Source organism: Pedobacter sp. N23S346, from assembly GCF_048515415.1.
GTDB lineage: Bacteria > Bacteroidota > Bacteroidia > Sphingobacteriales > Sphingobacteriaceae > Pedobacter.
In genome coordinates this window covers 1-23358 of sequence record NZ_JBLYEE010000021.1, presented here as the reverse complement: position 1 = coordinate 23358, position 23358 = coordinate 1, and the positions used below count along the sequence as shown (strand labels likewise).

The window sequence follows — 23358 nt, the reverse complement described above, 5'->3', positions numbered from 1 at the left end:
GTTGCCTTATGGGTATATCTTTGAAAATATCTTCAATGATTTCTTCATCATAATATTTGGCTATCACATTGTATCGTTGAAGGTAAACCATTGAAGTAAGTAACATCTCATTCTCTTTAACTGGTGTTACATTATGGGCGTTCAATAACGCCTCAATCTTGTGCTTACTAAGATTCCACTTCCTATATATTGATGTAATTGTATACATTCTAATAATCTAAGAATACAGGGATGTCGCAGTGCGTTGAACCAATTTCATATTTAACTTTTAAAGATTCATAGACCGCATCTCGCATGAAGCCATTTTTACCATTGGAAAAATAAACATAGTAACCATCTACCAATCGGTAAGTGATATAGGCATCACCCTTTTCATATCTAGTAACTTTACCACATTTTTCATTCTTTACCTCTGGCTCTATCGTTTCTTGCTTTTTGCAACCCAGCAACATTATAGTTGCCAGGGTAATTGATAATATTACCTTTTTCATTTTTAATCGCATTCCTTACCTTCAACTATCACACCTTCATAACTACCTTTAGTAGTTTCGAGAAAGTCATCCCATGCTTGTTTGCTAGGCATATCGCATTTACATCTAACAGTACCATCAGGTATTGTCCGGACACAATCATTTGAGTTGTTGAAGTAGATGGTTAGACCTGCCAATATAGTACCAAAGAAAATAAATAGTATTAAACACCCCTTTGGGGTAAAATCTGGTTTTTGTTCCATTTTATTGAGAATTAATTTAATCGCACAAAAATAAAATAATTTTCTTTATAATGTGCGCATGTACCATATTTTTTCAGATATTATTTGTATTCTTTTGTGGTTGATGAACCCAAAGGATGATACAACTATCAAAAATTTCGGTGCTGCTGTTCGCCAGTTGCGCAAAGAAAGGGGTTTAACGCTTCTTCAATTATCCGAGAGCTGCGATGTTGACTACACAACTATTAGCAAAATTGAAAGGGGTTTAATCAATACCACTATCACAATGGTAGCCAGAATTGCAAAAGCCTTAGAGGTTAAACCATCGGTATTAATAGATTAGTTCCGTCTATTAGAGAATGGCAGTTCACGAACCTCATTACCCAAAATTATAAATCGGACATAGAATATCTTTATTGTCGAATGATGCCCTTTGTATTGCTTTTTGAATTCTTCTATAAGTAAAGGATGATACTTGTATGGGTGCATCATCCTGAACTTTTTTCCCCTCTCCGTTATAATTTCAAGGGGTTGAAGAAATTCTCTTTTTTCTAGTATTTTCATGTTAGTTCAATTCTGGTTCTTTAATTCTTTCTTTTAATACATCTTTTTCAATTATAAAGGCGATACCATCACAAAGAATCATTGGCAATGTTCTTCTGTATTTAGCTTTAATCAGTTGAATCATTTCATCAGTATATTCATTTGCATTTTCTAAAATAAATTTATGACCATTATCCGCTGTTATTTCTTTGGTTGATGTACTTGTATTACTTTCAACTTTGGGTACTTCTGGCGCTTTAATTTGGGCTACTGATGTATTATTTGACAATCCTTTCAATGCTGCCTTTAATAATTCAATTTCTTTTGCCATTTGCGCTATAATTAAATCCTTTTCATCTGGTGTTGATGACTTGGAAACCTTTTTCAGTGGCTTTAATGATTTAAGTGTTTTTAATTCTTTTGCGGAATTTGAATATTCTGTACAACAAACTTTGAAATCATCACCAACGAATTTTTTAATGAATAGCGGACATCTTTTATCTTCAAGGTTGAAGAAATGTTTATCTACATTTTCAGCGTTTAACTGATAAGAAAATGGTTTGATAATTTTATAGTGGTTACATTTTTTTACACCTCCATTTTGACCATTATTATAAGCACTCGATAAAGTAATTATCTTTTGGCTTACTAACATGCTTAGAAAGCTTTGTAGGTCATTTGGGCTTAATCCTAGCATCTCATAGTGTGCTTTATAATGAAGATTATAATCACCTCCATTTTGCGACCAATAGTTGATTTGGTGTATCAAGAAGATTAATTTTGCTTTGTTAGCCTTAGTATATCCGAATTTACCGAATGCATCGAAGTCAAAACACTTAGGGGTGTTGAAGACTAGTGTGGTTTTACCATTAATTAATTGTGTTTTCAATTTGTTATTACATTTTGCCCCAACCTACCTTTTAACGCCTCATTTCCAAGTAAGGCAAAATCTGGCACAGGTTGGTATGTTGGAAATGAACCTGCACCAGATAACTAATTGTTTTCTATAAATATCATCCAACTTTGGAAAGTACCACTTTTGGAAAAAATTTATTTTCGTTTAAGTCTAAGATATATCACGATTGATTTTTTGCAAGTTCAAAACTTAGATAAGTAAAAATACTTACACATAACTTGTCTATTAAGTTGAAATACTTAAGCAGAATACTTAAGCGAAATACTTATGCAGAATACTTACAGATATTATAGTATTATATAGTATTATATAGTTTAATATAGATTAATATAAAAAATCAATTAAGAGTATCTATATCTGTAAGTATTTTGAATTTGGTAAAATACTTATACATCTATTCTTGATTTACTAACTTATCTATTCTTTACTTAATTATTTTTATTTAAACTATGGGTGAGTTATGAAATCGAGGAACGAAGATTGAATTGTTCTTCTCAACTTTTTGATGGATTGATGGCAAGTTATGTATAAGTATTTTAACTTAAACATCTTTTGAGAATGGAATAAATTCCCCAACTTGGCGAAGTTGGAAACCACCAACATATTTAAATTAAAATCTCATGAGAAGTATAGAAAAACAAACTGAAAGCTTAGTGATTGAATTTATCAATAAGACTTTTTTGGAAAACAAGGACATTAAAAGAAATTCAGACAACTTGGGTTTTACCGTTAATCTGACAGATAATTTCAAAATAAAGAAAGAAGGTTTACAGATAATTTCTAGTGTAGATACAGTTGATGGTAGAGACATGACACCATTGAAAGACTGGGTTGATAATGAAATCAAACAAAAGATTCAACCATTTTTTAATCAGATGTTGAATCTAGAAATTTTAGGTAAAAATCTAAAATTACCAAATGAAACATTTTTTATTGACAGGACCGCTACAGGCGAATATATAGTTACAATAATTAGTGAAAAAGGTGATTATGCAAAAGTTGTACATCAGAATTTAGAATATGATTTTACCGTTGATTCATCATTCTCACCTGTAAATAAAGTTGCTTATGAATTGATTAAGGATGAATTTGCAGTGGCTATAAAGGAATTTAAAGACAGGAATAACTTTGAATAAAATTAAAGTAAGTTTTTAAAGACATATAAGCAGACATAAGGGGGGTGAACTATAGTAGCCCCTTTTTATTTGTCATCGCAATCTACCATTCAACGGAGTAGAGAAAATATTCTTATTCATGTTTGGAATTATAGCATCATATTACCTCATTTGCAGCTATACAAGCAAACAACTATGTTAATTGAAGATAAGCTATTACTAACCTATGAACTAGCCTTAAAAATACTTATTCAAGATGAAAATTATGAAGTGTGTGCTATGCTACATACTGCAAAGGTTGAATTGGAAAATGAAATAGAAAAGGCTAATCAACCAGTAGTAATTGACTTAACCAGACTGTATTAAAATGAAAAAAACTTATCTAGTTGGGAACATTTTTGAAGATGATTTCCTTCAACGCAAAATTAAAACCAATCCAGACTTAATTTTCAGAAAACTTGAAAGGCTGCGAATTGAAAACAATTTATTGCATGAAAAATCAGATGTAATAAAAATGGTTGCTGAACTAACAACAACCATGAATGAAGTTAAAGAAGATTTTAAACCACTAAAGAAAGCTTTAAATACCAAGCTTAATAAAGTCAAAACTAATCAAACCAAAGAAGATATCTTATTGGAATTTAGAACCAACCAGCTACTTAAATAGCTGCTCTAAGCGGTCTTGGTTGTTGATTGATTTCCTGCTTCAACTCCCTTAGATAATTTTCGGTTTGCTCTTCGGATGAGTGCCTGTTTTGTAATTGTAATTGTGCAATAGTCCAACCAGCTTTATATGCTTGGATGTTTCCAGAATGCTTTAGGGAGTAAAGAGAGTATTTTGCATCAGCAAAAATTGTATCACCTGTTTCGGCAGACTTATCTAGTTTAGTTAATTCACGTGCGAACTTTTTACCGAATTGATAATTGGTAGATTTTTCAGGTGATGGTACAAGATTTTTTGTAAAAACATAATACTCCTGACATTCTTTGTTGTTAATATAAGCTTCCCAATTTAGGTTAGAATATTCAGCAACTAATACTGGGTCAATATAGAGTTCTTTGAAGCGTGAAGCCACTTTCTTATTCTTGGTAATGTCTGATGTCAAATCAAAATAACCTTGCTTGTATCGCTTTATATGCTTTATTTTTATTCTTCTTATTTCAGAAGGTCTAAGAAATGAATAGAAGATTGTTTCGGCAATTATTCTAATTAAATTGTTAGGCTCTAAGATGCGTGTATAGTGCGGATATGTAATAACTTGTGGGTTAGTTAAAAAATCAAAGACACGCTTAATATCAGCCTCATTAAACGGTTCAAACTTTTCGGATTCTTCTGTCACTTCGACATCCTCAATATTACCTATGTAGTGGGTAAAGTCATATCTCTTAGCAAAAAAGTTGAAGAACGATTTGATGAAGCCTAAATTACTGTTATATGTACTAGCGCCCCATATTCCCGCATTTAAATACTCTTGCATAAATTCAAACACGTGTTGCTTAGTATATCGATTAACCTTATAGTTATCAATTTTTGACCGAACACAAAAATCTTGAAATGCTTTGAAAAAATATTTATAAGTGATGGTAGTATTTTCTTTATTTTCCGCTGCAATTTTACCACCTAATTTATCACTCTTAGTAGCAATAAAGATTTCAATAGCCTCATTTAGTCTGGGAATATTTGATGAATCTTGTGCATCTTCAAGTACATCTTTTAGTGTAACCTTGCTAAAAGGTGCAATTGCCAAAGTAGTCTTAGGGTCTATACCATTGTTTAAATCCTCATTACAGGCTGATAAAATTGTCTCACCAATTAGTATTCTTTTTTTAATAGGTAGCTTCAACGCAATTGAGTTATTGAGCTGCTTTGTATAGAATTTAACAGGTTTCCATTTACCAACCTTAAAATCCCAAATTGAGTAATAAATGTACCAATCACCTTTATTTGGCGTTTTTAAAACTGCTGCTGATTTAAAGTGTTGATTACTAACAGATGGTAAAATATAGCTTTCACCATCAACTAAAATTTGCGATATTTGAGACATTAATTAAATTTTAAACAAGGAATTTTTCTACAATTTTCTACACACCACTAAAAAAGTGGACTTAAAGTATGATAATGACAAAGATAAAAAATTCTGTAATTTTGGGCCATGTATAATAAAAGTGATATTGAATTAAAGGTAGCGGAATTTTTATTACAAATAAAGGCAATTAAATTACAACCTAATAATCCTTTTACTTGGGCATCTGGTTGGAAGTCGCCAATTTATTGCGATAACCGAATTACCCTTTCCCATCCTCAGGTTAGAACTTACATCCGTCAAAAGCTTGCACAAGCAATTCAGGAAGAGTTTGGTTCAGTTGATGTTATTGCTGGAGTTGCAACTGCCGGAATTCCTCAAGGTGTACTGGTTGCTCAAGAACTTGGTCTCCCTTTTATTTATGTAAGAGCGAAAGCAAAAGAGCATGGAACTGGAAGTTTAATTGAAGGTGAAGTGGTAGAAGGGCAACGTGTGGTGGTAATCGAAGATCTAATTTCTACAGGCAAAAGCAGCTTGCAAGCTGTTGAGGCCTTAAGATCTGCTGGACTATCAGTTGCTGGCCTGGCTGCAATTTTCACTTACGGATTTGAAAAAGCTGATGAAAACTTTACAGCAGCAAAATGCCGATACTTAACTTTATCCAGCTATGGTGCATTAATTGATTATGCTGCTGAACACAGTATCATTGCCAAAAATGATATGGAATTACTAAGCAAATGGCGCTTAAACCCATCAGAGTGGGGTCAAAATTCTAATTAAAATCACTGATTTTCACACCAATTACCTAAACCATTTAAATAAAAATAATGACAATTATTGAAAGCGCTGTAGAAGTGAATAAACCCGTTACCGAGGTTTATACTTTTCTTTCTAATATGAACAATCATCAAAGATTAATGCCCGAAAATATATACAATTGGGAATCTACCGAAGATGAAGCACGTTTTACCATTCAAAACATGGCTAAATTAGCAATTGCGATCACCAACCGTGTTGAAAATCAGGAATTAACGGCCACACCAATAGAAAAAGCACCTTTCGAAATTGAATTAAAATGGACTGTTGCCGAAAATGGTGAAGGAACAATTGCAAAACTCATCATCTCTGCAGATCTAAATATGATGATGAAGATGTTGGCTTCAGGTCCCCTGCAAAAATTAGTTGATCACCAGACGGAACGGTTACAGCAAATTTTAGGATAGTTCAGATTTCTCGATGCTGCAATCAAATTAGCAATCGATTAAGATATAGCGAAGATTTTTCTTCGCTTTTTTTATGCAAAGAAATTTCAGGTGGTGTTTATCTATATATTTTTTTAATACCTTAGTTTTGGATAAGCCCTAAACTATGAGATTCAATTTCCTTAAAATATTAACACTACTCCCATCTATTTTCCTTATTTCAAATGCCAAAGCACAATCACTAACAGCTTTAAAAACAGAATACCTTACTCAACCAATCGGTTTAGATAACCCTCAACCCCGTTTTACCTGGCAAATGAATGATAATAGCCAGGATGCAAAGCAAACGAAGTATCGAATTTTAGTAGATGTTGATTCATCCATCTTAACAAAAGGAAAAGCAAATAAATGGAATACGGGTTGGATCAAATCAGATCTCAATTTGGTAATTTATTCCGGGCAGTCACTAAAACCTTTTACTAAATATTTCTGGAGGGTAGACGTAACCAATGGTAGCCAGAAAACTTTCGGTAAAATAGCAAGCTTTGAGATGGGCATGATGAGCATGAGCAACTGGCAAGGCGCATGGATATCGGATAATGAAAACGTAAAGCTTAAACCTGCCCCCTACTTCAGAAAAACTTTTAGTCCCTTAAAAAAGGTGAAGTCGGCCAGAGCATATATTGCCGCTGCTGGTTTATATGAATTATCAATCAATGGAAAGAAAATCGGCAACCACCGTATGGACCCGATGTACACCCGTTTTGACAGAAGAACGCTGTATGTAACATATGATGTAACCAATGAAATTAATCAGGGTAAAAATGCTATTGGTGTGCTTTTAGGCAACGGCTGGTACAATCATCAATCTACCGCCGTTTGGGATTTCGACCGGGCACCCTGGCGCAACAGGCCGACTTTCTGTCTTGATGTAAGAATCACTTACGAGGATGGATCATTAGAAACGATCAAATCAGGCAAGGACTGGAAAACAGCTTTGAGTCCGATTGTTTTTAACAGTATCTACACCGCCGAACATTATGATGCCAGAATGGAAAAACCCGGATGGAACACCGCAAACTTCGATGACAAAGATTGGAAAGATGTAATATATCGAACCGCTCCTTCAAAAAATATTATAGCACAAGCCCTCCATCCCATTCGCAACGTGGAAGAAATTGCCACTAAAATGATAAAGAAAATTAATGACACCACTTACCTTTTTGATTTAGGAAGAAATATTTCCGGCGTGAGTAAAATAACGATCAATGGACGTGCCGGAGCTATCATTAAATTAAAACATGGCGAACGTTTATATCCCAATGGAAGATTAGACATTTCTAATATAGATGCACATTATCGCCCTACAGACAACACAGATCCGTTTCAAACTGATATTTTAGTCCTCAACGGAAAAGGCGTACAAAGTTTTATGCCGCATTTCAATTACAAAGGCTTTCAATATGTAGAAGTAACCACATCTACGCCTATTAACCTTAAAAAGGAAGATCTGGTCGGTTATTTTATGCACAGTGATGTGCCGGTTTCCGGTGAGGTAAAATCCTCCGAGGCCATCATCAATAAAATATATTCCGCCACCAATAACTCCTATTTATCCAATCTTTTTGGTTATCCTACTGATTGTCCGCAGAGGGAGAAAAATGGCTGGACGGGCGATGCACAAATCGCGATCGAAACCGGGCTTTATGGTTTTGATGGGATTACCATTTACGAAAAATGGCTAGCTGATCACCGAGATGAGCAACAACCCAATGGCGTCCTTCCATCTATCATCCCTACTGATGGCTGGGGTTATGAATGGGGAAATGGCCCGGATTGGACCAGTACCATTGCCATTATCCCATGGAATATTTATTTGTTTTATGGAGACAAGAAATTATTAGCCGACTGCTATGAAAGCATCAGAAAATATGTAAATCATATTGATGAAACTTACCCTACCGGATTAACAAGCTGGGGTTTGGGTGATTGGATTCCGGTAAAATCTAAATCTCCTGTAGAGTTAACATCCACCTGCTATTACTATGCCGATGCGATTATCTTAGCCAAAGCTGCTAAAGTTTTAGGCAAAAACGATGATTATGAAAAGTACATTGCTTTGGCAAAAAAAATCAAAGATGCTTTTAATGCCAAATATTTAAATAAGGAAAAAGGAATTTATGCATCTGGGGTACAGACTGAAATGAGCGTTCCACTTTATTGGAAAATCGTGCCAGAAGAATCAATGGCCTTAGTTGCCGGAAATCTGGCCAAACGAGTGGAAGCTGATGGTTTCCATTTAGACGTGGGGTTATTGGGTACAAAAGCCATATTAAATGCTTTAAGCGAAAACGGTTATAGTAATATTGCCTACAAAATTGCTGCTCAAAAAACCTATCCAAGTTGGGGTTGGTGGATGGAAAACGGCGCCACTACCTTATACGAGAACTGGCCGATTGATGCAAAATCTGATATTTCGATGAACCACATCATGTTTGGCGAAATTGGCGCTTGGTTGTACAAATCTCCTGGCGGCATCAAGCCAGATGAACAGCAACCCGGCTTTAAACATATCATCTTAGATCCGCATATTATGGAAGGGTTAGATTCATTCGAAGCCAGTCATATCAGCCCTTATGGGAAAATTGTTAGTGCCTGGAAAAAGATTGATAAAGATATCAGATACGATATTACGATACCGGCAAACTCTACTGCTTCATTCAATGTTCCGCCACAACCTGATGCAGATACTTATCTCAACGGGAAGTTAGTTAAGAGCCAGACAATTGAATTAACCTCCGGCAAATATGTAATTGAAAAGAAAGCCAGATGATATTGATCTCGAACCACATCATTTCAGACAAAATTTCAGCACAAAACACTATAAATCAGTAATTTAGTCATTAAAAAACATAAATAAGCGACAAAATTTCCGATTGAAAAGTCAAAACCGCTATGGCATTTGTTTTGATCAAAAGGAAAATATGAACTTCAACAATTATACAATAAAAGCCCAGGAAGCGATTCAACAGGCTTCTGAAATAGCTCAGGGCAATCAGCAACAGGCTATTGAAACAGCACACCTGCTTAAAGGTTTGCTAACTGTTGATGAAAACGTAGTTTCATACGTTTTAAAAAAATTAAATGTAAGCCTTAATTCCCTCAACCAGAATTTGGATGCGGAAATCGCCAAATTCCCCAAAGTGAGCGGAAGTAATGTCTATTTGTCATCAAATACAAATAACGTATTGCAAAAGGCCCAAACATTTTTGAAAGAATTTAAAGATGAATTTGTATCGGTAGAACACCTGTTATTGGGGCTTTTAGCGGTTAATGATAGCACCTCGAAACTTTTAAAAGAGCAAGGCGTAAACGAAAAAGACCTGAAAAAAGCCATTGCAGAATTACGTGGCGACAATAGAGTGACCGATCAAAATGCCGAAGCCACTTACCAGGCTTTAAGTAAATATGCCCGCAACCTAAATGAATACGCGGAAAGCGGAAAATTGGATCCGGTAATTGGTCGTGATGAGGAAATTCGTCGGGTGATTCAGATTTTATCCCGCAGAACGAAAAACAATCCGATTTTAATTGGTGAACCTGGTGTGGGTAAAACAGCGATAGCTGAAGGAATTGCCTTTAGAATTATCAAAGGTGATGTGCCGGAAAACTTAAAAAGCAAAACGGTATTCTCGTTGGATATGGGATCTTTAATTGCCGGCGCTAAATATAAAGGCGAGTTTGAAGAACGTTTAAAAGCTGTTGTTAAAGAGGTTACGCAAAGCGATGGAGACATTGTGCTCTTTATAGATGAGATCCATACGCTGGTTGGTGCCGGCGGTGGTGAAGGTGCCATGGACGCGGCGAACATTCTGAAACCTGCGCTGGCCCGTGGAGAATTAAGGGCTATTGGTGCTACAACTTTAGATGAATATCAAAAATATTTAGAAAAAGATAAAGCATTAGAACGCCGTTTCCAAAAAGTGATGGTTGAAGAGCCAGATACTCAGGATGCAATTTCTATCCTCCGTGGATTGAAAGAGCGTTATGAAACGCACCATAAAGTGCGGATTAAAGACGAAGCCATTATTGCAGCTGTAGAAATGAGTCAGCGGTATATTGCCGATCGTTTCTTACCAGATAAGGCCATCGATTTAATGGATGAGGCAGCCTCAAAACTGCGGATGGAAATGGATAGCGTACCAGAAAATGTTGATGCTTTGGATCGTGAGATTATGCGCTTAGAAATTGAGCGTGAAGCCATCAAAAGAGAAAAAGATGATCGTAAAGTTCAGGAATTATCTGAAGAAATTGCCAATTTATCTGCAGAGCGTGATGAATTTAAAGCGAAATGGCAAGGCGAAAAAGACCTCGTTGATGCAGTTAACAATCAGCTGGAGCAAATAGAACATTATAAATTAGAGGCAGAGCAGGCTGAACGCGCAGGGGATTATGGCAAAGTAGCCGAAATCCGCTACGGAAAAATTAAAGAAGCGCAAGATCAGGTTGAAAAACTTAAAGCCGATTTAGAAAGTCAGCAGTTGGATAGCCGCATGCTGAAGGAAGAAGTTACTGCTGATGATATTGCAGGAGTTGTTGGCCGTTGGACCGGTATTCCGGTTACCAAGTTGATTGCCAGCGAGCGCGAGAAACTGCTTCATTTGGAAGATGAGTTACACCAGCGTGTTGCCGGACAGGATGAAGCAATTGAAGCCATTTCTGATGCCATCCGTCGCTCGCGTGCCGGTTTGCAAGATAAGCGTAAACCAATTGGTTCGTTCATCTTCTTAGGTACAACGGGCGTAGGTAAAACAGAATTAGCAAAGGCATTGGCAGAATTTTTATTCAATGATGAAAATGCCTTAACCAGAATTGATATGAGTGAATATCAGGAGCGCCATTCGGTTTCCCGCTTAATTGGAGCGCCTCCCGGATATGTGGGTTATGATGAAGGCGGACAATTAACAGAGGCTGTAAGACGAAAACCTTATTCGGTAGTACTGCTGGATGAGATTGAAAAAGCTCACCCTGATGTATTTAATATTTTGTTACAGGTGTTAGATGATGGCCGTTTAACGGATAATAAAGGTAGAACGGTAAATTTCAAAAATACCATCATCATCATGACTTCAAACATCGGCGCGCATTTAATTCAGGATAATTTTAAAGACCTGAGCGATGAGAACCGCGATGAGGTGATTGCGAAAACCAAAAGTGAACTGTTCGAAGTATTGAAACAAACGATTCGTCCGGAGTTTTTGAACCGTATTGATGAGTTGATCATGTTCACTCCATTAAACAGAAGCGAAATCAGGGATATTGTTGCCTTACAATTTAAACAGGTAAAACAAACCCTTGCAGAGATGGGCATTGAAATGGAGGCCAGTGATGAAGCGCTGGATTGGTTGGCACAGTTAGGTTACGACCCTCAGTTTGGAGCCAGGCCGTTAAAAAGGGTGATTCAGAAACGAATCCTAAACGAGTTATCGAAAGAAATTCTGGCAGGAAAAATTGATAAGGAAAGTAAAATAAAGTTAGATATGTTTGATCACAACTTTGTTTTTCTAAACCAAAAACAAGATTAATTATTTGAGTGATTAATATAAAGAGTCCGCATCATAAGATGAACGGACTCTTTTATTTAAAACGCTTTAAGAAAATACTGCTCAGATTCCCCTGTATTTAATTATTTTACGCTAAACTCTAATATATCTCCTGGCTGGCATTCTAAAACCCGGCAAATGGATTCGAGTGTTTCTAAACGAACCGCTTTAGCCTTACCAGTTTTTAAAATAGACAAATTAGACATTGTAATCCCTACCCGATCACTGAGTTCCGTGAGTGACATTTTCCTTCGGGCAAGCATCACATCTAAATTTATAATTATTGGCATAGGTAATGTGATTTAAATGGTAAGATCGCTTTCTTGTTTAAGTTCAATCCCCTTCTTAAAAACAAAGGCTATAGTTAAAAGTGTTAAACCAAAAATGAGTAACCAGATCTCAAAATCAACATATTTGATAACATCACTAATTTGAGTAGCATTACTATTGGCGTGATGTAAGTAACTCATAGCATTGTAACCAAATAATAAAAACGGGATGCTTATACAGTAGAACCCCATTCGGATTAGCCTTCTTGTGTTTTCTTCAATAAACACATTCCCCTCCTGTACAGAATCGATGAAACGGTAAATATATACTAACACCCTCAACGTTAAAAAAACAATCAACAACATAAGAATACCATGTGTGAAGCTTAGCGTACCCGGTGTACCAGCATCATTATAACCATCCCGAAAGTCACGTGCTGCATCACCTAGCGAAAACAGAAGTACGCTTATTAGCGTAATAACATATCCTAGTTTGATCATTAAAATCTGGTGTTGTGTTTTCATATTGATGCTGATTAATTTAATTTCTTTTACTTTTATTTAAATAGATTCCACCTACAAGATCCTCTTATGTTAATGCATTATATGACAGACCTCACAGTTCTTGTTTCAAGAGGTGAAACTTAGCAAAGCCATACACCTAAACCCCGTTATCTAAATTCTAAACATCCAAAACCGACATCTGATAAAAGTTTCGTTTTCCTGACTCGGTTTGTAAGTTATCTGTCGAGCGTCAAATTTACAATGCAATAATAGCAAAAATAAAAAATATATTAATTATAAATCAATACATATTTATTGAATTGCAATAAATATGTATTGATAATCGAATATTTGACATTTACATATGCTATCTATGTCAAAAACTTTATTGGAATGATTTTTGTTATAGATAAAAATGTAAAAAACACGTGCAAACAGCAACATTTTCAGTATTTTATCCTTTCGGATTGCCATACAATTTCGTAACTTTGCACACTTCAATAATTAAAGAGCACACAAAACGTATAAATGAGACAACTCAAGATAACGCAATCCATTACCAACCGTGAAAGTCAATCACTTGATAAATACTTACACGAAATTGGTAAAGTAGATTTAATAACAGCAGAGGAAGAGGTAATTTTAGCAAGAAAGATTCGTGAAGGCGATCAAGCTGCATTAGAGCGATTAACAAAAACAAACTTACGTTTCGTAGTATCCGTTGCAAAGCAATACCAAAATCAAGGCTTAACCTTAGGCGATTTAATTAACGAAGGAAATTTAGGTTTGATCAAAGCAGCAAAACGTTTTGATGAAACAAAAGGTTTCAAATTCATTTCATATGCCGTATGGTGGATCCGTCAGTCGATTTTGCAAGCAATTGCTGAACAAAGCCGTATTGTACGTTTGCCATTGAACCAGGTTGGTTCATTAAGCAAGATCAGCAAAGCCTTCTCTAAGTTAGAGCAGGAATATGAGCGCGAACCTTCTCCTGAAGAATTAGCAGAGATTTTGGAAACTACGGTTGATAAAATTTCTGATACCTTAAGTAACTCAGGTCGTCACGTATCTATGGATGCTCCTTTTGTTCAGGGTGAGGAAAATACGTTGTTAGATGTATTGGAAAACCATGAGCCAAATACAGATAGTTCATTAATTAACGAGTCGCTTTCTGAAGAAATCAAACGTTCACTGTCTACTTTAACAGAAAGAGAAAGAGAAATTATTGTATTGTTCTTCGGACTAGGCTCAAACCACCCATTATCTTTAGAGGAAATTGGTGAGAAATTCAACCTTACACGTGAACGTGTTCGTCAGATTAAAGATAAAGCGCTTCAGCGCCTTCGACATACTTCAAGAAGTAAAATATTAAAGTCTTATCTGGGATAATTTTACCAAATACGGTAAAAAAGATAAAAAAAAGACTAGCTATTGCTGGTCTTTTTTTTTGTGGATTTGATACTTACCTTCATCAAATTAAAAACGGATCGGCAATTGTCGGTCCGTTTTTGTTTACCGGCTTTTTAAGTTTTTTCTATATATTTAAATATGTCTGTTAAGCTCTTCAAAAAATCATTAATAGTTTATAAACCAATCGTACTGTGGAACATTCTGGTTAATATATTGATTGGCATTTTCTTTATCATCGATGGTTTTGAAAAGCCTGGCGGATATGCAATGGCGGTATTTATGAAACCTGTTGGCTGGGTATTCTCGGTTGTTATAGAAAGATTCTTTCTTACCAAACACGCTTTCTTCTACAAGAATATGGGATTGGGTTTCAGAAAAATATTTATGAATATTTTAATTTATGATTTAGCCTTTCTCATTTCTATTATTATCTTAAGCTTTCTATGCAGGAACTATTTATTGACAGTGTTACCCACAGATTTAACCAGCAAGCAGTACTAAATGGCGTATACCTGAACTGCAAAATTGGTGAAGTTGTTGGCTTATTGGGCAGAAATGGAAGTGGTAAATCAACTTTATTAAAAATTATTTTCGGAAGTATAAAAGCCGATTTTAAGCACTTAAAGCTTAATGACGAGATTATTCAGAAAGGTTATTTATCAGGAAGGATAGCTTATTTAACCCAAGACACTTTTATTCCAAATAAATTAACCGTTGAAGACGCAATAGAGATTTTCTGCACAAGGCATAAAGAAGCACTCCTTCAAGTTACCTTTATCGCTCAAAATCTAAAAAAGAAATTCCGAGACTGCTCAGGTGGAGAACATAGGTTATTAGAAGCTTTAATTATCATTTACAGTGATGCGGTGTTTATACTTTTAGATGAACCTTTTTCACAATTAGCGCCATTATTGGTTGATGAAGTTAAACTCCACATTAACAAAATGAAACCGTTAAAAGGGTTTATCATTACCGACCATTATTACAGATCCATACTGGATATATCAGATAGAATTGTGCTTCTCCATAATGGCTGCAATTATAAGATAAATACCACTGACGATCTTATCCTTCACGGCTATTTACCAGATTTCAATGATTAATCCTAATCCCTTGGTCGGTGGCTCACCGACCAAATACAACGCATAAAAAAAGACCGGTAACCCGATCTTATATGCATTAAATTCCACATCACGATTGCCGCAACGAGAAGTTAATAACTAAAACAACAAATGTTTAACCGTTAAACCATTATTGATTAGTTGTTTAAGCGAATCGATACCAATTCTTAAGTGTGTCTCCACATATTTCTCCGTAACACTGCTATCACTTTCAGCGGTTTTAACGCCCTCTGGAATCATTGGTTGATCTGAAACCAATAACAATGCGCCAGCTGGAATTTTATTCGCAAAAGCAGTGGTAAATACAGTGGCCGTTTCCATATCTACAGCCATGGCCCTTAGGGTTTTTAAATACTTCTTAAATTCCTTATCGTGCTCCCAAACCCTGCGATTGGTGGTGTAACAGGTTCCTGTCCAGTAATCTCTACCATGATCGCGAATGGTGGTGGATATTGCTTTTTGTAACGCAAAGGCTGGTAATGCCGGAACCTCTGCAGGAAGGTAATCGTTTGATGTTCCTTCTCCTCTTATTGCTGCAATAGGTAGAATTAAATCGCCCAACTGGTTTTTCTTTTTCAAACCACCACACTTACCTAAAAACAATACGGCTTTCGGCATAATTGCAGTTAAGAGATCCATCATGGTTGCTGCCAGCGGACTTCCCATTCCAAAGTTGATAATAGTGATTCCGTTTGCCGTAACACTCTGCATCGGTTTATCTAACCCCATAATCGGGGCGTTGTCGTTCCATTCAGAAAACATGCTTACATATTTACTAAAGTTCGTTAACAAAATATAATCACCAAATTGATCTAATGGGCGTCCGGTATATCTTGGTAGCCAATTTTTCACAATTTCATCTTTAGATTTCAGGCCAGATTTAACCGGACTTTCTACTTCTTTTACTTTTTTCGATTTCTCTACTATGGCTTCATCTTTTTTAACGTCTTTTTCTTCATTCATAATCATAAGTTTAGCGCCAGGCGCTTAGCGTATTTACCAAAAAATCCCCCCGCTTTCACGAGAGGATTTGATTTTTTATGCGGCTTGCAACTTTTTAAAGTCGGCCTTTTCAAATTTTTCTATCGCATAATCGAGATTGATGTGCAACTCCTTGACATCCGTTTGAGTCGGCGTATCGAACATCGCATCAAGCATAATGGCTTCGCAAATCGATCTTAACCCACGGGCACCCAGTTTATATTCCATTGCCTTATCAACAATAAAATCTAACACATCATCTTCAAATACCAGGTCTACTTCCTCATAAGCAAAAAGCTTAACATATTGCTTAATTAAAGAGTTTTTCGGTGCAGTTAAGATATTACGCAAAGATTCTTTATCCAATGGATTTAAGTGAGAAAGAACTGGAATGCGACCAATTAATTCAGGTATTAATCCGAAAGACTTCAAATCTTGTGGTGTAATATACTTATAAAGATTTTTAAGATCTAAAACAGTATCATCTTTCTTTATCTTATAACCTACTGCCTGCGTACGTAATCGGTTGGCAATTTTACGCTCAATACCATCAAATGCTCCACCACAAATAAATAAGATATTATTCGTGTTTACCGGAATCATTTTCTGATCTGGATGCTTACGACCGCCCTGAGGTGGAACGTTCACAACCGTACCTTCTAAAATTTTCAATAACGCCTGCTGTACACCTTCACCAGATACATCACGTGTAATGGATGGATTATCGCTCTTACGGGCCACCTTATCTACCTCATCAATGTAAACGATTCCACGTTCCGCAGCAGCCACATCATAATCAGCAGCTTGCAATAAACGGGTAAGAATACTTTCTACATCTTCACCAACATATCCTGCTTCGGTTAAAACTGTTGCATCACAAATACAAAAAGGTACATGCAAAATTTTCGCAATGGTTTTAGCTAAAAGTGTTTTTCCTGTTCCGGTTTCACCAACCAACATGATATTTGATTTTTCAATCTCAATCTCATCCTTATCTACTTTCTGATTCAGACGCTTGTAGTGGTTATAAACGGCTACAGACAATACTTTCTTCGCATCATCCTGACCAATTACGTATTGATCAAGGTGTTGTTTAATCTCTAAGGGTTTAAGCAACGAGATTGCATCCTGAATATTTTTCGTGTTCTTCGTACCCAATTCCTGCGCAAGCAATTGATTGGCCTGTGTAACACATTTATCGCAGATAAATGCATCCATGCCCTCAATTAACATTAAAGTTTCATGCTTGCCAGAATGGCAGAAGGAACACCGGGATTCTTTATTTTGTTTCGCCATTTTTTCTTGTGTTTCTCGATAACACTTCATCAATCATACCAAATCCTTTTGCTTCTTCAGCACTCATCCAGTAATCACGATCTGAAGCTTTCTCTACCCAATCATAAGTTTGACCAGAGTGCTCTGAAATAATATCGTATAATTCTTTTTTCAATTTCAACATCTCTCTTAAGTTGATTTCCATATCAGATGCTACACCTTGTGCACCTCCTGATGGCTGGTGGATCATTACTCTTGAGTGTGGTAATGCAGAACGTTTACCTTCTGCTCCTGCCACTAATAAAACGGCACCCATTGATGCGGCCATACCGGTACAAATTGTAGCAACATCTGGTTGAATATACTGCATCGTATCGTAAATACCTAAACCAGCATAAACTGAACCTCCTGGCGAGTTAATGTAAATCTGAATATCTCTATCTGCATCGGTTGACTGTAAAAACAACAACTGTGCTTGAATGATGTTTGCATTCTGATCATAAATCGCATCTCCTAAAAAGATAATACGATCCATCATTAACCTCGAAAACACGTCCATCTGTGCAACGTTTAACTGACGTTCTTCAATGATGTATGGTGTCATGCTCTGCGGATTTACATTCGCCTGGGAAATAAATTTATCTACGTGCAAACCGCCAATCCCCTGATGTTTAACGGCAAATTTTCTGAATTCTTGTGAATCTATGTTCATAATCTTGTCTTGCGTTTGGAGTTTGGCGTAAAGCGTTGAATTACGAGAAGCCAAACCGGATTATAATTTTAATAAAAATTTCCTGAAGTTGGTTAATTTCCGTGCCAATTTATTCAATTCTTCCAGATAATAAAGCAGTTCTGTGTCAGAAATATATTTTCTTCTCTCCAATACTACTAAAATGTTTGCATTTTCAAACGCAGAACGATGTGCAATATTCAGATAATGAGCAAATTCCTTATTAGAAACTGAACCTGAACCTTCTGCAATATTGTTAGATATGCTAAGAGCAGCCCCATTGAGCTGCTCTGCAAATCTGTATTTTTTATCAACTGACAATCGGTCAGCTATATCAAGTAATTTATCAGTTAATTTGATTGACAACTGCCAAACTTCGAGCGATTGGAATTTAAATTGAGCCATTGCTAAATATAGGCAATTGAACAATCATTTTAAACGCCATACGCTCCCCGCCAAACGCTTTATTTCTTATCCAACTCCACAAACTTATCGTAGTCTATATCCTGTTGTGATAAAGTAACAATAGATTTGATTTGTTCGAATGTTTTCAATGCTTTAACCTCTTCGAAAACACGGTTTGCATTTTCTTTTTCCTGTAAAAACTGAACAGCATATTGCGCCAACTGATCTTCTGGAAGCGGAGCTGGACTGTACATTCTGAATTGCGCATCTAACTTCGCTTTAGCTGCCTGAACCACATCTTCGTATTTAATTTCGATGCTGTTATCTTTAATGATTTTGTTCTCGATTAAAGTCCATTTAAGGTTTTTAGCGAAATCATCATAGCCTTCAGCCAATTCTTCGTCTGTTAATTTTTCGTTAGTCGCTTTTAACCAACGGCGTAAAAACTCATCCGGCAAATCAAAAGTATGTTTTTTCAAAAGGTCTTCATAAATATCGTTAGATAGTTTACGTTCCGCATCTTGTTTAAACATGCCTTCTACTTCTTCGGTAATTTTCGCTCTGAAAGCAGCTTCGTCAGTTACCGAACCATCTGGGAAAATTTTATCATAGAACTCCTGGTTTAAATCTGACTCCTCCAAACGGTTCACATTTTTAACCATTAACTGGAACTCTGATTGCAAATCAGCAGCATCTTCTTCAGAAATATTTAATGCTTTTGCAACTGCAGCATGGTCATCAAGCGCTTTTGTAATATTAATGGTTACTACATCATCCTTTTTCAAACCAATTAAGGTTTTAAGAATTTCTGCGTCTTTAACCAAATCTAAACGAAGTGTAGCTGTGTTGGTAATTCCACCTTCGAAAACGGTACCATCAGCACCCAGTTGCACCAGTTCTGCATATAATACATCACCTTCAGCAGATACTTCAGGGTTAGTCATTTTACCATAACTGCGACGGATGTTTTTCATCCGGCTTTCTAAAGTTTCGGGATCAGCTTTGATTAAGTATTCAGTATATTGATCTTTAGAAGAAATATTTACCTCAAAAGCAGGCGCTAAACCCAACTCATAATCAAACTCGAATTCATCCGTATTATCCCATTTAAATTCACGCTCATTTTCTGACTGCGGTAAAGGCTGACCTAAAATTTCCAATTTTTGCTCAGCAATGTAGTTAGATAAAGTATCGTTTAACAAGTTATTCACTTCTTCTACTAAAATACTTTTGCCATACATTTTTTTAATGTGGGCAGGAGGAACCATTCCTTTACGGAAACCAGGTAATTGTGCTTTTTTAGCCTGGTCTTTAATGGCCTTTTCCACTTTATCACTATAATCAGCAGGTGCGATTTTGATTTTTACAACAGCATTTAAGTTGCCGGTTTTTTCCTGTGTAATATTCATTTTTTTAAGATATGAGTATTGAGATGTGCGGTTAGATTTGGGTATTAAGATATGAGATTTGAGACAAATGGCACATATCTTTCTAATTTAACAGCACATCAATTTTTGTTAATCAATGTTTTTAAAAAAAACGAAGCCGTTTCGATTTAACTCAAAACGGCTTCATTTATAGTGCGGATGAAGGGACTCGAACCCCCACGCCGTGAAGCGCCAGATCCTAAGTCTGGTGCGGCTACCAATTACGCCACATCCGCAGTTAGGATTTTGTAAGGACTGCAAAGATAGAAACAAGATTGAATAATCAAAAGGTATGCACCAAAAATCATCAATTATTTTTAGCAAAAAAAGCTAAGTCTTTAATTTAGAGCGAGAAAAATTTCATTTAAAAACTATTTAGAAAATCAGTTCCCGTGCTAATCGGTTTCGGCAGTCCCGCTTTCTGCTTCAAGCCCGGTAGAAAAAACCGGGGCTTTTCGCGGCAATCGGGTTTAGTGAACAAAAAATCTTGCTTCTGGGAAAGGTTTAGATTCGCCAAAAAAACTGCGAAATTTTAAATGCTAACTAAAAAGCAAGATCAATTGTTAAAACTTAATTAAGGTTACATCCAAAAATTCAGGTCCGCCATCTAAAGGATAACCTTTAACTTTCTTCCCTTTTACGGTTACCTTTCTGTTCATATACTCATCCAGGTTAATGGCATTACTTTTTAGGGCGTAAGTTTTATTTTCGGTGGTTAACAGGTGTGTGCCATATTGAAAGGTGGTCATACCAATTTTTTGAATCGTTCCGGTTGCGGTTGCCCTGTTGGCCGTATTCGAATCTTTAAAAGAAGTGCAACCAGAAAAAATGGCTACAAATAACGATAACATAAGTATTCTTTTCATAATGAGTAAAACGAGGTAAATGTAATTAACGCGACAATTTATGAAAACTCTGCTGAAAACAGCTAATAAAGTTCTTTCTGAAATTCAAAAAAATACTGCACCGCTTTTACCAGCCGGCTTCCGTACCAGCTAAACATTTCACCATCAACCAGCATAATCCTGGCATTTGGGATAGCAGCCTGAATTTCTTCTATATGCTTTAAACCAAATGGATAAGGCTCTGAGGAAAGCAGGATCAGTTCACAGTTTAAAGTTTTCAGCTTTTCTAATGTAATCTGCGGATATCGCTCTTCCTCAATAACATTTGTCATTCCATTGGTAAGCAGAACATCATGTATAAAAGTATTTTTCCCAGCGGCCATAAAAGGCTTCCGCCAGATGAGGTAAGCTACTTTTTTGTCTATGTTATTTTGCAAGGCAAGTGTTTGCAAATCATTAAAACCAGCGGAGATCAGGTGATTGAGATAAGCCGCTTCAGGCTCTCGATTTACCAGTTCTCCAATTTGTGAAATGGTTTTTTTTGCATCATCCAGCGTAAAAATATCGCTCATCCAAACTGGAAAAGACTCCGATAGCTCTTCGATGTCGCTCTGCGAGTTCTCTTCCTTATTACCGATGATTAAATCGGGCTTTAAATCTTTTATTAAATCAATATTGAGCTTTTTAGTGCCGCCAACTTTAGTCCGTTCAGCAAACTTTTCTATCGGATGAATGCAAAACTTAGTTAAACCGATTATTTCTTGGTCTAAGCCTAAATCAAAAAGCAGCTCAGTTTGCGATGGTACAAGAGAAATAATTCTTTTGGGTGGAAAATTAATTGTAATCTCCTTCCCTAATTGATCGACAAAAGATTTTTGCATGAAGCAAAGTTATAGGTTTTAAGTGGTAAGTTATTAGCATCATATACCCAACTTAAAACTGATCACTTATAACTTACTACCCTAAACGCTCACATCATCCTTTACCACGCCATCAGCGAGGTGCAAAATTCTAGTTCCGTATTCTGCATTCTTTTCAGCGTGTGTAACTTGAATAATTGTAATCCCATCTTCTTTATTTAGCTTCTGAAAAAGTTGCATAATCTCTTCCGCCTGAGCAGATTGAAGGTTACCGGTTGGTTCATCAGCCAGAATTATTGACGGCTGTGCGGCTAAGGCCCTGGCAATGCCAACCAACTGTTGCTGTCCGCCCGAAAGCTGGTTAGGAAATAAGTCTTTCTTGGCTACCATGTTAAACCGATCTAATAAATCGGCAATTCTACTGGCTCTTTCTGCACCTCCAACCTTTTTATAAAGTAAAGGTGCTTCAATGTTTTCGTAAACCGTCATTTCATCAATGAGGTGATAAGCCTGAAACACAAAACCGATGTGGTTACGGTACAATTCAATCCGTTTACGTTCATTCAGCGTGGTTACATCCTCACCCAAAAATTCATATGTACCATATGTTGGCTCTTCAAGCATCCCTAAAATATTCAGTAACGTAGATTTTCCAGCACCAGATGGGCCCATGATGGACACAAATTCTCCTTGCTTGATTGTTGTGGTAACGTGGCGCAAAACGTAATGCTTTATGCCTTTGCTGGAGTAGTATTTTTCTATGTTTTTAAGTTCTATCATTTTTAGTAGTTGTAAGTATATAGTATCAAGTATTTAGTATCGAGTATCAAGACTGTGCAAAGCGGGTTATTAAAAGTAGTATCGTAAATAGTATCAAGTATCAAGACGTGACGAAAAGATTAGAGGCCTAAATAGTTGGGAGTTATTAGTTGGGAGTTTGGACACCTAAACCCTTAACCCACCTAACCTCTTCCATAACCTACTTAAAGTTGGGAGTTATCAATTGGGAGTTTGGACGCCTAAACCCATAACCCATCTAACCTCTTCCATAACCCCCTTAAAAGTTGGGAGTTATCAGCTGGAAGTTTGGACGCCTAAACCCATAACCCATCTAACCTCTTCCATAAGCCACTTAAAGTTGAGAGTTATCAGTTAGGAGTTTAAACACCTAAACCCATAACCCATCTAACCTCTTCCATAACCCTTTTAAAGTTGGGAGTTTGGACGCCTAAACCCATAACCCATCTAACCTTTTCCATAACCCACTTAAAGTTTGGAGTTATCAATTGGGAGTTTGGACGCCTAAACCCATAACCCATCTAACCTCTTCCATAACCCACTTAAAGTTAGGAGTTATCAGTTCGGAGTTTGGACGCCTAAACCCATAACCCATCTAACCTCTTCCATAACCCACTT

Annotated in this window: 25 protein-coding genes and 1 tRNA gene; 11 read left to right on the top strand and 15 right to left on the bottom strand. The window is 36.4% G+C overall.

What is annotated here, in order from left to right; translation table 11 throughout:
* Positions 1–209: 209 nt before the first annotated feature.
* Complete coding sequence (locus ACN1CD_RS22750) at positions 210–491, bottom strand: hypothetical protein (protein ID WP_419132719.1); 282 nt, start codon at positions 489–491, stop codon at positions 210–212.
* A gap of 2 nt (positions 492–493) precedes the next feature.
* Positions 494–733: a hypothetical protein gene (locus ACN1CD_RS22745; RefSeq protein WP_419132718.1), complete on the bottom strand. Its 240-nt coding sequence runs from the start codon at positions 731–733 to the stop codon at positions 494–496.
* A 58-nt stretch (positions 734–791) separates the two neighbouring features.
* On the opposite strand from ACN1CD_RS22745, the gene ACN1CD_RS22740 reads away from it, so the two are divergent.
* Positions 792–1055 (top strand): helix-turn-helix domain-containing protein, encoded by a 264-nt coding sequence (locus ACN1CD_RS22740; protein ID WP_419132717.1) that lies wholly within the window; start codon positions 792–794, stop codon positions 1053–1055.
* Positions 1056–1277: 222 nt separating this feature from the next.
* Here the strand turns inward: ACN1CD_RS22740 and ACN1CD_RS22735 are convergent, their stop codons facing one another.
* Entirely contained in the window at positions 1278–2144 is an 867-nt protein-coding gene (locus ACN1CD_RS22735) for a hypothetical protein (protein WP_419132716.1), read from the bottom strand.
* 647 nt (positions 2145–2791) lie between these two features.
* Here ACN1CD_RS22735 and ACN1CD_RS22730 point away from each other — a divergent pair.
* The 3 genes from ACN1CD_RS22730 to ACN1CD_RS22720 all read left to right on the top strand — a co-directional run bounded on the left by ACN1CD_RS22730 (position 2792) and on the right by ACN1CD_RS22720 (position 3953).
* Positions 2792–3307: a hypothetical protein gene (locus ACN1CD_RS22730; protein WP_419132715.1), complete on the top strand. Its 516-nt coding sequence runs from the start codon at positions 2792–2794 to the stop codon at positions 3305–3307.
* A 174-nt stretch (positions 3308–3481) separates the two neighbouring features.
* On the top strand, positions 3482–3652 hold the full coding sequence (locus tag ACN1CD_RS22725) for a hypothetical protein (RefSeq protein ID WP_419132714.1): 171 nt from the start codon (positions 3482–3484) through the stop codon (positions 3650–3652).
* A gap of 1 nt (position 3653) precedes the next feature.
* On the top strand, positions 3654–3953 hold the full coding sequence (locus ACN1CD_RS22720; RefSeq protein WP_419132713.1) for a hypothetical protein: 300 nt from the start codon (positions 3654–3656) through the stop codon (positions 3951–3953).
* On the opposite strand, the gene ACN1CD_RS22715 is transcribed toward ACN1CD_RS22720, so the two are convergent.
* Complete coding sequence (locus tag ACN1CD_RS22715) at positions 3946–5331, bottom strand: tyrosine-type recombinase/integrase (RefSeq protein ID WP_419132712.1); 1386 nt, start codon at positions 5329–5331, stop codon at positions 3946–3948. The genes ACN1CD_RS22720 and ACN1CD_RS22715 overlap by 8 nt on opposite strands.
* Positions 5332–5439: 108 nt before the next feature.
* On the opposite strand from ACN1CD_RS22715, the gene pyrE reads away from it, so the two are divergent.
* From pyrE to clpB, 4 genes are all read left to right on the top strand, one after another.
* The gene (pyrE, locus tag ACN1CD_RS22710) at positions 5440–6090 is read left to right on the top strand and encodes an orotate phosphoribosyltransferase (protein ID WP_419132711.1); all 651 of its coding nucleotides are present in this window, start codon (positions 5440–5442) and stop codon (positions 6088–6090) included.
* A 47-nt stretch (positions 6091–6137) separates the two neighbouring features.
* Positions 6138–6533, top strand: a complete 396-nt coding sequence (locus ACN1CD_RS22705; RefSeq protein ID WP_419132710.1) for an SRPBCC family protein — start codon at positions 6138–6140, stop codon at positions 6531–6533.
* 145 nt (positions 6534–6678) lie between these two features.
* Positions 6679–9345, top strand: coding sequence for a family 78 glycoside hydrolase catalytic domain (locus tag ACN1CD_RS22700; RefSeq protein WP_419132709.1), 2667 nt, complete (start codon positions 6679–6681; stop codon positions 9343–9345).
* Positions 9346–9496: 151 nt separating this feature from the next.
* Positions 9497–12097, top strand: coding sequence for an ATP-dependent chaperone ClpB (clpB, locus tag ACN1CD_RS22695; protein ID WP_419132708.1), 2601 nt, complete (start codon positions 9497–9499; stop codon positions 12095–12097).
* A gap of 101 nt (positions 12098–12198) precedes the next feature.
* On the opposite strand, the gene ACN1CD_RS22690 is transcribed toward clpB, so the two are convergent.
* Positions 12199–12405, bottom strand: a complete 207-nt coding sequence (locus ACN1CD_RS22690; RefSeq protein WP_419132707.1) for a helix-turn-helix domain-containing protein — start codon at positions 12403–12405, stop codon at positions 12199–12201.
* A gap of 12 nt (positions 12406–12417) precedes the next feature.
* Positions 12418–12909: a DUF2975 domain-containing protein gene (locus ACN1CD_RS22685; protein WP_419132706.1), complete on the bottom strand. Its 492-nt coding sequence runs from the start codon at positions 12907–12909 to the stop codon at positions 12418–12420.
* Between the two features lie 507 nt (positions 12910–13416).
* Between ACN1CD_RS22685 and ACN1CD_RS22680 the strand changes: the two genes are divergently transcribed.
* The 3 genes from ACN1CD_RS22680 to ACN1CD_RS22670 all read left to right on the top strand — a co-directional run bounded on the left by ACN1CD_RS22680 (position 13417) and on the right by ACN1CD_RS22670 (position 15401).
* Positions 13417–14277 (top strand): sigma-70 family RNA polymerase sigma factor, encoded by an 861-nt coding sequence (locus ACN1CD_RS22680; RefSeq protein ID WP_116251301.1) that lies wholly within the window; start codon positions 13417–13419, stop codon positions 14275–14277.
* A 159-nt stretch (positions 14278–14436) separates the two neighbouring features.
* Positions 14437–14799, top strand: coding sequence for a hypothetical protein (locus ACN1CD_RS22675; protein WP_419132705.1), 363 nt, complete (start codon positions 14437–14439; stop codon positions 14797–14799).
* Complete coding sequence (locus ACN1CD_RS22670; protein WP_419132704.1) at positions 14742–15401, top strand: ATP-binding cassette domain-containing protein; 660 nt, start codon at positions 14742–14744, stop codon at positions 15399–15401. The genes ACN1CD_RS22675 and ACN1CD_RS22670 overlap by 58 nt, the downstream gene beginning before the upstream one ends.
* Positions 15402–15518: 117 nt before the next feature.
* Here ACN1CD_RS22670 and ACN1CD_RS22665 read toward each other — a convergent pair whose 3' ends face one another.
* From ACN1CD_RS22665 to ACN1CD_RS22625, 9 genes are all read right to left on the bottom strand, one after another.
* Positions 15519–16382, bottom strand: coding sequence for an AMP nucleosidase (locus ACN1CD_RS22665; protein WP_320465163.1), 864 nt, complete (start codon positions 16380–16382; stop codon positions 15519–15521).
* Positions 16383–16457: 75 nt separating this feature from the next.
* The gene (gene clpX / locus ACN1CD_RS22660; RefSeq protein ID WP_419132703.1) at positions 16458–17726 is read right to left on the bottom strand and encodes an ATP-dependent Clp protease ATP-binding subunit ClpX; all 1269 of its coding nucleotides are present in this window, start codon (positions 17724–17726) and stop codon (positions 16458–16460) included.
* Positions 17680–18387, bottom strand: a complete 708-nt coding sequence (gene clpP / locus ACN1CD_RS22655) for an ATP-dependent Clp endopeptidase proteolytic subunit ClpP (RefSeq protein ID WP_419132702.1) — start codon at positions 18385–18387, stop codon at positions 17680–17682. The genes clpX and clpP overlap by 47 nt, the downstream gene beginning before the upstream one ends.
* A gap of 60 nt (positions 18388–18447) precedes the next feature.
* Positions 18448–18810 carry a four helix bundle protein gene (locus ACN1CD_RS22650; protein WP_419132701.1) on the bottom strand — a complete coding sequence of 121 codons (363 nt, stop codon included), beginning with the start codon at positions 18808–18810 and terminating at the stop codon, positions 18448–18450.
* A gap of 59 nt (positions 18811–18869) precedes the next feature.
* Positions 18870–20219 (bottom strand): trigger factor, encoded by a 1350-nt coding sequence (tig, locus tag ACN1CD_RS22645; RefSeq protein ID WP_419132700.1) that lies wholly within the window; start codon positions 20217–20219, stop codon positions 18870–18872.
* 172 nt (positions 20220–20391) lie between these two features.
* A tRNA-Leu gene (locus tag ACN1CD_RS22640) sits at positions 20392–20473 on the bottom strand.
* A 327-nt stretch (positions 20474–20800) separates the two neighbouring features.
* A complete protein-coding gene (locus tag ACN1CD_RS22635) occupies positions 20801–21103 on the bottom strand; it encodes a hypothetical protein (RefSeq protein ID WP_419132699.1) in 303 nt (100 codons plus the stop codon).
* A gap of 62 nt (positions 21104–21165) precedes the next feature.
* Complete coding sequence (locus ACN1CD_RS22630) at positions 21166–21963, bottom strand: ABC transporter substrate-binding protein (protein ID WP_419132698.1); 798 nt, start codon at positions 21961–21963, stop codon at positions 21166–21168.
* A gap of 81 nt (positions 21964–22044) precedes the next feature.
* A complete protein-coding gene (locus ACN1CD_RS22625) occupies positions 22045–22722 on the bottom strand; it encodes an ABC transporter ATP-binding protein (protein WP_419132697.1) in 678 nt (225 codons plus the stop codon).
* Positions 22723–23358: the final 636 nt, after the last annotated feature.

Coding starts and splice junctions, on each gene's coding strand:
- ACN1CD_RS22750 (WP_419132719.1), bottom strand. CDS start 491: ATGAAAAAGGTAATATTATCAATTACCCTGGCAACTATAATGTTGCTG.
- ACN1CD_RS22745 (WP_419132718.1), bottom strand. CDS start 733: ATGGAACAAAAACCAGATTTTACCCCAAAGGGGTGTTTAATACTATTT.
- ACN1CD_RS22740 (WP_419132717.1), top strand. CDS start 792: ATGTACCATATTTTTTCAGATATTATTTGTATTCTTTTGTGGTTGATG.
- ACN1CD_RS22730 (WP_419132715.1), top strand. CDS start 2,792: ATGAGAAGTATAGAAAAACAAACTGAAAGCTTAGTGATTGAATTTATC.
- ACN1CD_RS22725 (WP_419132714.1), top strand. CDS start 3,482: ATGTTAATTGAAGATAAGCTATTACTAACCTATGAACTAGCCTTAAAA.
- ACN1CD_RS22720 (WP_419132713.1), top strand. CDS start 3,654: ATGAAAAAAACTTATCTAGTTGGGAACATTTTTGAAGATGATTTCCTT.
- ACN1CD_RS22715 (WP_419132712.1), bottom strand. CDS start 5,331: ATGTCTCAAATATCGCAAATTTTAGTTGATGGTGAAAGCTATATTTTA.
- pyrE (WP_419132711.1), top strand. CDS start 5,440: ATGTATAATAAAAGTGATATTGAATTAAAGGTAGCGGAATTTTTATTA.
- ACN1CD_RS22705 (WP_419132710.1), top strand. CDS start 6,138: ATGACAATTATTGAAAGCGCTGTAGAAGTGAATAAACCCGTTACCGAG.
- ACN1CD_RS22700 (WP_419132709.1), top strand. CDS start 6,679: ATGAGATTCAATTTCCTTAAAATATTAACACTACTCCCATCTATTTTC.
- clpB (WP_419132708.1), top strand. CDS start 9,497: ATGAACTTCAACAATTATACAATAAAAGCCCAGGAAGCGATTCAACAG.
- ACN1CD_RS22690 (WP_419132707.1), bottom strand. CDS start 12,405: ATGCCAATAATTATAAATTTAGATGTGATGCTTGCCCGAAGGAAAATG.
- ACN1CD_RS22685 (WP_419132706.1), bottom strand. CDS start 12,909: ATGAAAACACAACACCAGATTTTAATGATCAAACTAGGATATGTTATT.
- ACN1CD_RS22680 (WP_116251301.1), top strand. CDS start 13,417: ATGAGACAACTCAAGATAACGCAATCCATTACCAACCGTGAAAGTCAA.
- ACN1CD_RS22675 (WP_419132705.1), top strand. CDS start 14,437: ATGTCTGTTAAGCTCTTCAAAAAATCATTAATAGTTTATAAACCAATC.
- ACN1CD_RS22670 (WP_419132704.1), top strand. CDS start 14,742: ATGCAGGAACTATTTATTGACAGTGTTACCCACAGATTTAACCAGCAA.
- ACN1CD_RS22665 (WP_320465163.1), bottom strand. CDS start 16,382: ATGAATGAAGAAAAAGACGTTAAAAAAGATGAAGCCATAGTAGAGAAA.
- clpX (WP_419132703.1), bottom strand. CDS start 17,726: ATGAAGTGTTATCGAGAAACACAAGAAAAAATGGCGAAACAAAATAAA.
- clpP (WP_419132702.1), bottom strand. CDS start 18,387: ATGAACATAGATTCACAAGAATTCAGAAAATTTGCCGTTAAACATCAG.
- ACN1CD_RS22650 (WP_419132701.1), bottom strand. CDS start 18,810: ATGGCTCAATTTAAATTCCAATCGCTCGAAGTTTGGCAGTTGTCAATC.
- tig (WP_419132700.1), bottom strand. CDS start 20,219: ATGAATATTACACAGGAAAAAACCGGCAACTTAAATGCTGTTGTAAAA.
- ACN1CD_RS22635 (WP_419132699.1), bottom strand. CDS start 21,103: ATGAAAAGAATACTTATGTTATCGTTATTTGTAGCCATTTTTTCTGGT.
- ACN1CD_RS22630 (WP_419132698.1), bottom strand. CDS start 21,963: ATGCAAAAATCTTTTGTCGATCAATTAGGGAAGGAGATTACAATTAAT.
- ACN1CD_RS22625 (WP_419132697.1), bottom strand. CDS start 22,722: ATGATAGAACTTAAAAACATAGAAAAATACTACTCCAGCAAAGGCATA.